This window comes from Mycobacterium timonense, from assembly GCF_025821985.1.
Lineage (GTDB): Bacteria > Actinomycetota > Actinomycetes > Mycobacteriales > Mycobacteriaceae > Mycobacterium > Mycobacterium avium.
The window spans coordinates 88,532-100,227 of the sequence record NZ_JACKSY010000026.1 but is presented as its reverse complement, the minus strand read 5'-3'; the positions used below and the strand labels follow the sequence as shown (position 1 = coordinate 100,227).

At 68.5% G+C, this 11,696-nt stretch carries 9 protein-coding genes and 1 pseudogene; 1 reads left to right on the top strand and 9 read right to left on the bottom strand.

Annotation, left to right across the window (positions count from 1 at the left end):
* Positions 1-28: 28 nt before the first annotated feature.
* The 5 genes from H7I87_RS08700 to H7I87_RS08680 all read right to left on the bottom strand — a co-directional run bounded on the left by H7I87_RS08700 (position 29) and on the right by H7I87_RS08680 (position 5,521).
* Positions 29-1,312 (bottom strand): fatty acid desaturase family protein, encoded by a 1,284-nt coding sequence (locus H7I87_RS08700; protein ID WP_003874582.1) that lies wholly within the window; start codon positions 1,310-1,312, stop codon positions 29-31.
* A gap of 99 nt (positions 1,313-1,411) precedes the next feature.
* Positions 1,412-2,554 (bottom strand): ferredoxin reductase, encoded by a 1,143-nt coding sequence (locus tag H7I87_RS08695; RefSeq protein ID WP_031343632.1) that lies wholly within the window; start codon positions 2,552-2,554, stop codon positions 1,412-1,414.
* Between the two features lie 121 nt (positions 2,555-2,675).
* A complete protein-coding gene (locus H7I87_RS08690) occupies positions 2,676-3,188 on the bottom strand; it encodes a DUF6912 family protein (protein WP_003874580.1) in 513 nt (170 codons plus the stop codon).
* 2 nt (positions 3,189-3,190) lie between these two features.
* Entirely contained in the window at positions 3,191-4,048 is an 858-nt protein-coding gene (ppk2, locus tag H7I87_RS08685; RefSeq protein ID WP_011725940.1) for a polyphosphate kinase 2, read from the bottom strand.
* A gap of 51 nt (positions 4,049-4,099) precedes the next feature.
* Complete coding sequence (locus tag H7I87_RS08680) at positions 4,100-5,521, bottom strand: WS/DGAT/MGAT family O-acyltransferase (protein ID WP_023868156.1); 1,422 nt, start codon at positions 5,519-5,521, stop codon at positions 4,100-4,102.
* 211 nt (positions 5,522-5,732) lie between these two features.
* Here H7I87_RS08680 and H7I87_RS08675 point away from each other — a divergent pair, with 211 nt between their 5' ends.
* Positions 5,733-6,293: an Rv3235 family protein gene (locus H7I87_RS08675; RefSeq protein ID WP_033727253.1), complete on the top strand. Its 561-nt coding sequence runs from the start codon at positions 5,733-5,735 to the stop codon at positions 6,291-6,293.
* A 13-nt stretch (positions 6,294-6,306) separates the two neighbouring features.
* Here H7I87_RS08675 and H7I87_RS08670 read toward each other — a convergent pair whose 3' ends face one another.
* The 4 genes and pseudogenes from H7I87_RS08670 to secA form a co-directional block, all read right to left on the bottom strand.
* The gene (locus H7I87_RS08670; RefSeq protein ID WP_009978726.1) at positions 6,307-7,455 is read right to left on the bottom strand and encodes a cation:proton antiporter; all 1,149 of its coding nucleotides are present in this window, start codon (positions 7,453-7,455) and stop codon (positions 6,307-6,309) included.
* Between the two features lie 4 nt (positions 7,456-7,459).
* Complete coding sequence (locus H7I87_RS08665; protein ID WP_003874575.1) at positions 7,460-7,942, bottom strand: cation:proton antiporter regulatory subunit; 483 nt, start codon at positions 7,940-7,942, stop codon at positions 7,460-7,462.
* A 41-nt stretch (positions 7,943-7,983) separates the two neighbouring features.
* Positions 7,984-8,746: pseudogene (mddA, locus tag H7I87_RS08660) on the bottom strand (methanethiol S-methyltransferase).
* 109 nt (positions 8,747-8,855) lie between these two features.
* Positions 8,856-11,678, bottom strand: a complete 2,823-nt coding sequence (secA, locus tag H7I87_RS08655; protein WP_033727254.1) for a preprotein translocase subunit SecA — start codon at positions 11,676-11,678, stop codon at positions 8,856-8,858.
* Positions 11,679-11,696 lie beyond the last annotated feature (18 nt).

The following is an 11,696-nucleotide window of genomic DNA, read 5'->3' as shown; positions in this document are numbered from 1 at the left end:
TGGGCCGGCGCTAAAAGCCAACGGGCGGTTAGGCCGCCAGCTCGCCGCCGGTGCGGCGCGCCACGGACGCCCGCTTGCCGCGCCGCCAACCGCGCACGGCCGCGATCGCGGACTTGAGCCCGCGGCGACGGCCGGTAGCCGGATCGGTGCCCAGGAAATCGGGATCCAGCTCGGCGAACATCCGCTCGCTGCGGGTCTCCGGAGCGTTGTCGGCGTCGTCGCGCAGATACTTGTTCGGCAGCGAGAGCTTGGCCAGCGTGCGCCATGTCTTCGCGTACTGGAACAGGAAAGATCCTGTGGTGTAAGGCAAGTCGTACTTGTCACAGACCTGGCGTACCCGCACCGAGATCTCGTGCAACCGGTTGCTGGGCAGATCGGGGTACAGGTGGTGCTCGATCTGGTGACACAGGTTGCCGCTCATGAACCGCAACACCGGGCCGGCCTCGAAATTGGCGCTGCCCAGCATCTGGCGCAGGTACCACTGTCCCTTGGTCTCGCCGATCATGTCGGTCTTGGTGAATTTCTCTGCGCCGTCCGGGAAATGGCCGCAGAAGATGACAGCGTTGGCCCACACGTTGCGGATCACGTTGGCCATCGCGTTGGCCTTCAAGGTGGACAGGAAGGTCGCGCCGGGCGACAGTGACGTCAGCGCCGGGAACGCGACGTAGTCCTTGACCACCTGGCGACCCGCCTTGGCCAGGAACTCGTCGATCCGCTGCCGGGCTTCCTCGTGGTCCATCCGGCGCTTGAGGATCTTGCCGATCTCCACGTGCTGCAGGCCCACTCCCCATTCAAAAAGCAAGGCCAGCAACGTGTTCCACACCAGATTGAACAGGTTGAAGCGCTTCCAACGCTGGTCGCGGGTGACGCGCAGCATGCCGTAGCCGACGTCGTCGTCCATCCCGAGAATGTTGGTGTACTTGTGGTGCACGAAGTTGTGGGTGTATCGCCAGTGCTTGGACGACCCGCTCATGTCCCACTCCCACGTCGAGGAGTGGATCTCGGGGTCGTTCATCCAGTCCCACTGCCCGTGCATGACGTTGTGGCCGATCTCCATGTTCTCGATGATCTTGGCCACGCCCAGGGTCACCGTCCCCGCCCACCAGGCCGAGCGCCGCGAGCTGGCGGCCAGCAGCAGCCGGCCGGTCACCTCCAGCGCGCGCTGGGCCGCGATGGTGCGGCGGATGTAGCGGGCGTCCCGCTCGCCGCGCGAGTCCTCCACGTCCTGGCGGATGGCATCGAGCTCAACGGCCAGGTTTTCGATATCGGCGTCCGTCAGATGGGCGAATACGTCGACGTCTGTGATCGCCATCGTCGTCATCTCCCTGCGGTCATATTGTTCGGTCCGTTCATCCGTCCCAGACCTACGCTATCGTAACCTACGACGCCGTAGGTTACCTATGAGTAGCCTTTAAATGTCGAGCACGCAATCCCCGGATGCGGCCGACACGCAGGTCTGCACCCGGGTCCCCGGCTCGTGTTCGGCGCCGGTGCGCAGATCGCGGACGTGCCCCTCGACCAGGCCGACCACACACGACTGACAGATACCCATCCGGCAGCCGAAGGGCATCTGCACCCCGGCGGCTTCGCCCGCATCCATCAACGACGTCGCCGCGTCGGCGTCGATGCTGCGCCCGCTCCTGGCGAAGGTGACCATGCCGCCGGCGCCGGCGGGTGCGGCCTTGGACACCGCGAAGCGCTCCAGATGCAACTGCTCGCCGATGCCCGCGGCCGACCATACCCGCTCCGCGGCGTTCAGCATCCCTTCCGGACCGCAGGCCCAGGTCTGGCGCTCGCGCCAGTCGGGCACCTCGCGGTCCAGCAGGGACAGGTCGAACCGGCCGCGGGTGCGGGTCTCCCGCAACTGCAGGCGATAGCCGGGGTGCTCGTTCGCCAGGGCGGCCAGCTCGCCGCGGAACATCACGTCGGCCTCGGTGGGCGCCGAGTGCAGGTGGACGATGTCACCAATCTGGTTGCGGCGCACCAGGGTTCGCAGCATCGACATCACCGGCGTGATCCCGGAGCCGGCGGTGAGGAACAGGATCGAGGCGGGCGCCGGGTCGGGCAGCACGAAGTTGCCCTGCGGCGCCGCCAGCCGGACCACGGTGCCCGGCTCGACACCGGCCACCAGGTGACTCGACAGGAAGCCCTCGGGCATCGCCTTGACGGTGATGGTCACGGTCCGCGCCGACGCCGACGTCGCCGGGCTCGAGGTCAGCGAGTACGACCGCCACCGCCAGCGCCCGTCGATCAACAGTCCGATGCCGATGTATTGGCCGGGTTGGTAGTCGAAGTTGAAGCCCCAGCCCGGTTTGATCACCAGGGTCGCGGAATCCTCGGTCTCCCGGCGCACGTCGACCACGCGGCCGCGCAGTTCCCGCGCCGACCAGAGTGGATTGGCCAGGTGCAGGTAGTCGTCGGGCAGCAGCGGCGTGGTGATGCGCGCGGCGAGTTTGCGCAGCGCGTGCCAGCCGGGGTGCCGCTCTGCCCCCGCGACCACGGGTCGCTTGGTGTCGCCAAGGTTGGCAGTGATGGGCGATGTCGTCTTGCTCATGGTGTTGCTCATGTTGGAAGCTCCTGCCTCGCAATTGCGGCGTGCGGTCAACGCCAGAGCCAAAAGCTACGGTACCGTAACCTACGGTACCGTACCCTCGGCGTCGCGGCCAGGCGTGCGGTTACAACAGCTCCAGCAGAAACGGCAGCTCCTGGCTGGCGTACCAGGCCAGGTCATGGTCCTGGGCGTCGCCGACGATCAGGTCGGCATCCTCGTCCCCCAGGTCGGCGGCGTCGACGGCCTCGATCGCCTTGGCCACCGCCGGTTCGGCGGCGGCGTTGTCGACGTAGGCGGCGATCACGTCCTCGATCCGGACCGGCCCGGCCAACCTGACCACGGCGTCGTCCAGGTCGGGACGGTAGGTGAGGTCGTCGACGTCGGCCGCCAGCACCGCGCGGCGCGGCGGCAGGGCGCCGTGTTCGGCTTCGTGTTCGGCGCCGGCCAGCAGCCGCAGCGACGCCAGCGCCGCCTCGCGCAGCGCCACCTCGGCGAGCTCGTCGTCGTCGCCCTCGGCGTAGGCCTCGCGCAACGCCGGCGTCAGCGCGAACGCCGTCCCGTTGACCGCAGCCAACGAGCCGTCGGCGACCAGCCGCTGCAGCATGGCCAGCGTGGCGGGAATGTAGACAGTGGCCACGGCTAGATCAGCGTGGCCGCGTAGTCGTCGACATACCTCGACAGCTCACGCGGCGGGCGCTGGTAGTTGCCGGTCACGACGGGACGCCGCGGCAGCTTGACGGGGGGCGCCTCGACGGCGTGGTAGGGGATCGTGGACAACAGATGGGCCATCATGTTCAGTCGCGCGTGCTTCTTGATGTCGGATTCCACGACGTACCACGGACTCTCCGGGGTATCGGTGTGCACCATCATCTCGTCCTTCGCGCGTGAATAGTCCTCCCACCGGTATACCGATTCCAGATCGATCGGAGACAGTTTCCAGCGCCGGACCGGGTCTTTCAGCCGCGCCTTGAACCGGCGCAGCTGTTCGGCCTCGGAAACCGAGAACCAATATTTGCGCAGCAATATCCCGTCGTCGATCAGCATCTGCTCGAAGATCGGGGTCTGCCGCAAAAACAGCACGTACTCCTGCGGCGTGCAGAATCCCATGACCTTCTCGATGCCGGCCCGGTTGTACCACGATCGGTCGAACAGCACGATCTCACCCTTGCTGGGCAAGTGCGCGATGTAGCGCTGGTAATACCATTGGCCGCGTTCGCGATCGGTGGGCACCGGCAGCGCGGCGACACGGGCGACCCGCGGGCTGAGATATTCGGTGATCCGTTTGATCGCGCCGCCCTTGCCGGCAGCGTCGCGGCCCTCGAAGACCACCACCAGCCGCGCCCCGGAATGGCGCACCCACTCCTGCAGTTTCACCAATTCCGTTTGCAGCCGGAACAATTCGGCTTCATAGACGGCGTCGGGAATCTTCACCGCGGCCCGGGCCGATTTCTTCTTGCCGGCCTTGAGGGGAACGCCGTCGTTTTTCGCGCTGCTCACAGCCACGAATGATAGCCCCACGCAGGGATTTTCAGCGCCGTCTAGCGCTGCCTAAGACCGGGCGGCCTCCACCAGTTCCTCGAGCGCCTGGTTCAGCAGTCCGGGCAGCAGGTCGACGTCGCTCATCGCTTCGCGGTCGGCGTTGATGCCGTAGTAGAGCATGCCGTTGTAGGACGTCACGCCGATGGCCAGCGCCTGGTTGTGCAGCAGCGGCGGCACCGAATACGTCTCCAGCAGCTTGGTGCCGGCGACGTACATCTGCGACTGCGCCCCGGGCGCGTTGGTGATCAACAGGTTGAAGGTGCGCTTGGAGAAGCTCGGGAAGCTGGTCGCGACCCGGATGCCCATGGCGTGCAGGGTGGGCGGGGCGAAACCCGACAGCGTGACGATGGTCCTGGCGTCGACCAGATGCGCGGCCGTCGGGTTGGATTCGGTGGCGTGCGCGATCTGGGAGAGCCGCACCACCGCGTTCGGCTCCCCCACCGGCAGGTCGACCAGAAACGGCATCACCTGGCTGATCGCCTGACCGGGGCCGCTGACGTCCAGGTCACCGTCGGCGTACACCGACAGCGGCGCCATCGCCCGCACCGTCGCGGTGGGCGACACCGCCACCCCGCGGGACATCAGCCAGCTGCCCAGGGCGCCGGCGATCACCGCCAGCACCACGTCGTTGACGTCGCAGTCGTAGCGGGCCCGCACGGTGCGGTAGTCCTCCAGGCTGCCGCTGGCCACGGTGAACCGCCGGTGGCGCGACACGGTGGCGTTGAGCGGGCTGCTGGGCGCGGTGCCGCGGGCCACGTTGCGCACGAAATCGAAGACCCGCCGGCCGGCGTCGACCAGCTCGCCGTAGTTGGTCACCAGCCCGCCGATCGCCGACCCGACGGCCTGCAGCTGCGCGCTGGGGCCCACCAGCCACTCCCCGATCGCGCCGAGGACCAGCCGGGTGTTGCCCGGGTCGCGTTCCGGGACCCAGATGTCTTCGGGGAAGGCCGGCGGGCGTTTGGTCCGGTCGGCGATGACGTGGTTGATCTCCAGCGCCGTCATCCCGTTGATCAGCGCTTGATGGGATTTGGTGTAGAGCGCCAGCCGGTTCTTGGACAGGCCCTCGACCAGATACATCTCCCACAGCGGCCGCGTCTTGTCCAGCGGCCGGGCGGCCAGCCGGGCGATCAGCTCGTGCAGCTGCTCGTCACTGCCCGGCGACGGCAGCGCCGAGCGGCGCACGTGATAGGTGATGTCGAAGTCGCCGTCGTCGATCCACACCGGCCGGGCGGTGCCGACCGGCACCTCCCGCACCTTCTGCCGGTAGCGCGGTATCTGCGGCAGCCGCTGCTCGATGGTGTGCAGCAGCGTCTCGTAGCTCAGCCCGGCACGCGGGCGGCGCAGGATCGCCAGCGATCCGACGTACATGGGGGTGGCGGTGTTCTCCAGCCGGTAGAACGACGCATCCGCCGGGGACAACCGGCTAACCATGCAGCGCTGTCCTCCTGGTCAGTGGGTCGTCCGTGCGCGCAGCGACCGTATTTCTCGCCCACCGTAGTGGTCCGGCCGGCGCGCCCGTCAGCGCGGGTACGCCCGCGAGCCAGTTGTGCCATGATGACCACTGACCAACCACCGTCTGCCCTCTCTCCAGCAGGCTTGCGGTCCGCCGCAAGAGTCCGCCCCAACAGTTGGAGAGTGCGCGTTGAACACCGGTCCCGTCGCCAACCCGTCCGACGCTTTCACCGTGGTACCAGTCGTCGACTACGAGCCGCAAACCCAGGACGTGCCGCGCGTGCTGGCGCAGTGCCGGCCGTCCGCGCGTGCGCCGTTGCGCCGCGGCGGCGGCCACGCGTCGCCCCGCGCCTGCGGCGGGCCACCCGGCCGAGCGGCCGCGCCGCCATCCGGCGCGGTCATGTCCGCCCAGCTGCGCGAGGCCGCGGTGTTCGCCGACGCGGCGCTGCGCCGGGTGCTCGAGGTCATCGACCGCCGCCGCCCGGCCGCCCAGCTCAACCCGCTGCTGGCCCCCAGTCTGGTGGATTCTGTTGTGGCGGTTGGGCGTTCGCTGAACGGACCGGCGCCGGGCACCGCGGTGCTGCGCCGGATGCGGTTGCAGCCGGCGGGTCACGGCGACCCGCAGACGGCGGCCGAAGTCTTCGGTTGCTACAGCCGGGGCAATCGGATGCACGCCATCGCCTGCCGGGTCGAGCAGGTGCCCGGCGCCGGCGGGACCCGGTGGATGGTGGTGGCCCTGCACATCGGGTGAACCGGGCGCGCCCTCAGGTCGCCGGTGCGGCCGGCCGCGGGCCGGTGTAGCGGGCGAGCACCGGCCCCGCGATCGCCATGATGAAAACGTAGGACGTCGCCAGCGCCGCGACCGCGGGCAGCGAGCTGCCGGCCAATCCGATGATGATCAACGAGAATTCGCCGCGGGCGATCAGCGCGGTGCCCGCCCGCAACTGCCCGCGCCGCGCTACCCCGTCGTGCCGGGCGGCGAAGATCCCGGTGGCCACCTTGGTCGCCGCGGTCGCGGCGGCCAGGATCAGCGCCGCGGGCAGCATCGGGATCAGCTCGTGCGGATCCACCGAGTAGCCGATCGCCAGAAAGAAGATGGCGGCGAACAGATCCCGCAGCGGCGCCAGCACCTGACGGGTCCGGGTCGCGGTCTCCCCGGTCAGCGTCAGGCCCACCAGGAACGCGCCCACCGCGGCCGAGGCGTGCAGGGATTCGGCCATGGCCGCCACGATCAGGGTGATGCCGAGCACCCGCAGCATCAACTGTTCGGAGTCGGGATGTTCGACCAGCCGCTGCACGTGGTGACCCCAGCGGTAGGACGCGGCGAACGCCGCCACCAGCGCGCTCACCGCCACCACCATGCCGACGACGGCGTGCAGCCAGCCGCCGCCGGACGCCAGCACCGCGAACAGCGGCAGGTAGGCGGCCATCGCGAAGTCCTCGAGCACCAGCACCGACAGCACCGCCGGGGTCTCCCGGTTACCGAGCCGGCGCAGGTCCTCCAGCAGCCGGGCGACGACGCCCGACGAGGAGATGTAGGTGACGCCGGCCAGGCACAGGATGGCCACCCCGTCCAGTCCCAGCAGCCAGCCGGCGATCGCGCCGGGCGCGGCGTTCAGCACGACGTCGACCGCCGCGGACGGCAAGTGGTGCCGCATGCTGCTGGAGAATTCGGCGACGGAGAACTCGCAGCCCAGGGTCAGCAGCAGCAACACCACGCCGATGGGCGCGCTGGTGGTGATGAACTGCCCGCCGGTGGCCAGCGGCAGCAGCCCGCCCTTGCCCAGCGCCAGGCCCGCCAGCAGGTAGACGGGGATGGGCGACAACGCGAATCGGCGCGCGGCGGCGCCCAATACGGCCAAAGTGGCCAGGAGGGCGCCGAGTTGCAGTAGCAGCGTCCCCGAAATCTGCACTGGCTCAGCCCTTGTCGATGATCTTCTCGACGCCGGCGATACCGTCTTCGGTGCCGATCACGATCAGAACGTCGCGGGCATGCAACATCTCGGAGGGACCGGGTGAGGCCAGCACTTCGTCGTCGCGCACGATGGCGACGATGGACGCCCCGGTGCGGGTGCGGGCCCGGGTGTCGCCCAGCGGGTGGTCGACGAACGGGCTACCGGCCAGGATGTGCACCTGGCCCGTCTCGAGCCCGGGCACTTCCTTGGCCAGCTCGGTGAACCGTTCGGCGATGCGCGGCGCGCCCAGGATCTGGGCCACCGCCTCGGCCTCCTCGTTGGACAGGTGCAGCACCGGCCGGGCCTCGTCGGGATCCTCGCGGGCGTAGACGACGACGTCGAAGTCGCCGCTGCGCCGCGCGATGATGCCGACGCGGTCGCCCTTGTGGTCGGTGAACTCGTAGCGAAGGCCGACCCCGGGCAGCAGCACCTCCTTGACATCCATACGTCAATCCTGACAGGTCGCTTTCGCCAGCGCCGACCCCGCTAGGGCAGACCCGCGGGTTGGGTCGGGTGCCGGCGCGGCCGGTGCCCCAGGGGGACCAGCATCGGCACCTGGTGCCGGTAATCGCGGTACTGGTCGCCGAGCGCCTGCACCAGGTCGTGCTCCTCCAGGTGCACGGCGAGCAGGATGTAGCGGGTCATGGCGATCGAGAACAGCAGGTGCCCGGCGGTCATGCTGGGTGCCGCCCAGAAGGCGATGACGAAGCCGAGCATCGGCGGGTGGCGTACCATCCGGTAGAGCATCCGCGCGTGAAAACCTATGTGGCTGTAGGGTTTTCCGCGCCACGCGAGATACACCTGGCGGAGTCCGAACAGGTCGAAGTGGCTGACCATGAAGGTGGCGGCCAGCGCGATCGCCCAGCCGAGCCAGAACAACGTCCACAGCACCTGCCGGCCGGCTGGTGCTGTCACCTCCCAGATCACGGCCGGCATCGTCCGCCACTGCCAGTACAGCAGCACCAGCACGGCGCTGGACAGCACCACGTAGGTGCTGCGTTCGATCGTGGGCGGGACCAGCGGCGTCCACCACGCCTTGAAGCCGGGCCGGGCCATCACGCTGTGCTGGACGCCGACAGGCCGAGCAGCACCAGGTTGACCACCACCACCTCCCCGATCGGCGACGACAGTCCGTGGTCGACGGTGCGCGGCACCCAAAAGTTTCCCAGGAAGCGACAAGATACAGAAATGCGCCGAGAAAGAGCAGATAAGCGGCGGCTCCATAGCCGACGACCAGATAGCGTTTCATTAGCTGATTGTGCACCCGATCGGCCGCCGGGAACATGGGGCGATTGCCTCGACAGCGCGGCGGAGCGGCCGCGAGGGGGGCGGCGCGAAAGAGTGACGCGAGAAGGCAGCTAGCGGCGCTTCACCGATTTGGGGGGCTTGGCGCCGCGGCCCTGCTGGCGCGCGGCGGCGCGCCGCTCGCGACGGCTGGCGCCGGCGGGCACCCCGGCCGGCGTCTTGGCGTCGCCGCCGTTGCGCTGCACCTGCGCCGAGCCGTCCTCGGACGGGCCGGAGTAGGTCATCGCCGGCGCTTCGTTGTCAATTCCCTTGGCGCGCAACTGAGTTGGGGCTTCGTCGCGTGCGGCCGTCGCGGTGCCGCCCTGTTCGGCCGGCGCCCCCAGCTCGGCCAGCCCCTCGGGCGTCTGCACCGGCGCCACCTGCGGGGCGGGCACCGCCTCGACGGTGACATTGAACAGGAAGCCGACCGACTCCTCCTTCATGCCGTCGAGCATGGCCATGAACATGTCGTAGCCCTCGCGCTGGTACTCCACCAGCGGGTCGCGCTGCGCCATGGCGCGCAGGCCGATGCCCTCCTTGAGGTAGTCCATCTCGTAGAGGTGCTCGCGCCACTTGCGGTCGATGACGTTCAGCAGCACCTTGCGCTCCAGCTGGCGCATCGCGCCCTCGCCCGCGATCTCCTCCAGCTCGGCTTCCCTTGCGGCATAAGCACGTTCGGCGTCTTTGAGCAGCGCCTCCAGCAGCTCCTCGCGGGTGAGGTCGTCGAAGCCGCCGTCGGCGTCCCGGCGGGTGAGCGTGGCATGGTCGATGCCGACCGGATACAGCGTCTTCAACGCCGTCCACAACGCGTCCAGGTCCCAATCCTCGGCGTAGCCCTCGGCCGTCGCGCCGTTGACATAGGCGGTGACCACGTCGCGGACCATCTCGAGGGCCTGCTCCTTGAGGTTCTCGCCTTCCAGGATGCGGCGGCGCTCGGCGTAGATCACCTTGCGCTGCTGGTTCATCACCTCGTCGTACTTGAGGACGTTCTTTCTGACCTCGAAGTTCTGCTGCTCGACCTGGGTCTGGGCGCTCTTGATCGCCCGGGTCACCATCTTGGCCTCGATGGGGACGTCGTCGGGCAGGTTGAGCCGGTTGAGCATCGCCTCCAGCGCGGCGCCGTTGAACCGGCGCATCAGCTCGTCGCCCAGCGACAGGTAGAACCGCGACTCGCCCGGGTCGCCCTGACGCCCGGAGCGGCCGCGCAGCTGGTTGTCGATGCGGCGCGACTCGTGCCGCTCGGTGCCCAGCACGTACAGGCCGCCGGCCTCGATCACTTCCTTGGCCTCGGCGGCGGCCTCGGCCTTGACCTTGGGCAGTTCCTCGTGCCAGGCCGCCTCGTACTCGTCGGGCGTCTCGACCGGGTCCAGGCCGCGCTCGCGCAGCCGCTGGTCGGTGAGGAAGTCGACGTTGCCGCCCAGCACGATGTCGGTGCCGCGGCCGGCCATGTTGGTGGCCACCGTGACGCCGCCGCGCCGGCCGGCCACCGCGACGATGCCGGCCTCCTGCTCGTGGTACTTGGCGTTGAGGACGTTGTGCGGGATGCGCCGCTTCTGGAACTGGCGCGACAGGTACTCCGAGCGCTCGACGCTGGTGGTGCCGATCAGCACCGGCTGGCCCTTCTGGTAGCGCTCGACCACGTCGTCGACCACCGCGATGTACTTGGCTTCCTCGGTCTTGTAGATCAGGTCGGACTGGTCGGTGCGGATCATCGGCTTGTTGGTCGGGATCGGCACCACGCCGAGCTTGTAGATCTCGTGCAGCTCGGCCGCCTCGGTCTGGGCGGTGCCGGTCATGCCGGACAGCTTGTCGTAGAGCCGGAAGTAGTTCTGCAGCGTGATGGTGGCCAGCGTCTGGTTCTCGGCCTTGATCTCGACGTGCTCCTTGGCCTCGATGGCCTGGTGCATGCCCTCGTTGTAGCGGCGGCCGTACAGGACGCGACCGGTGAACTCGTCGACGATGAGCACCTCGCCGTCGCGCACGATGTAGTCCTTGTCGCGGTGGAACAGCTCCTTGGCCTTCAGCGCGTTGTTGAGGTAGCTGACCAGCGGCGAGTTGGCCGCCTCGTAGAGGTTGTCGATGCCGAGCTGGTCCTCGACGAACTCCACCCCCAGCTCGTGCACGCCGACGGTGCGCTTGCGCAGATCCACCTCGTAGTGGACGTCCTTTTCCATCAGCGGGGCCAGCCGGGCGAACTCGAGGTACCAGTTGGAGGCGCCGTCGGCGGGCCCGGAGATGATCAGCGGGGTGCGGGCCTCGTCGATCAGGATCGAGTCCACCTCGTCGACGATCGCGAAGTTGTGCCCGCGCTGCACCAGGTCGTCGAGCGAGTGCGCCATGTTATCGCGCAGGTAGTCGAAGCCGAACTCGTTGTTGGTGCCGTACGTGATGTCGGCGTTGTAGGCGACCCGGCGCTCGTCGGGCGTCATCTGGGCGAGAATCACCCCGACGTCCAGACCCAGGAAGCGGTGCACCCGGCCCATCCACTCGCTGTCGCGTTTGGCCAGGTAGTCGTTGACGGTGACGACGTGCACGCCCTTGCCGCCGATGCCGTTGAGGTAGGCGGGCAGCACCGAGGTCAGCGTCTTGCCCTCACCGGTCTTCATCTCGGCGACGTTGCCGAAGTGCAGCGCCGCCGCGCCCATCACCTGCACGTCGAACGGGCGCTGGTCGAGCACCCGCCAGGCCGCCTCCCGGGCCACCGCGAACGCCTCGGGCAGCAGGTCGTCGAGGCTCTCGCCGTCGGCGTGCCGCTTCTTGAACTCGTCGGTCTTGGCCCGCAACTCGGCGTCGGTGAGCTTTTCGACCTCGTCGGACAAGGTGTTGACGTAGTCAGCCACCCGCTTGAGACGCTTGAGCATGCGACCTTCGCCAAGGCGCAGCAACTTCGACAGCACGGTGTTGTCCTCTACGGT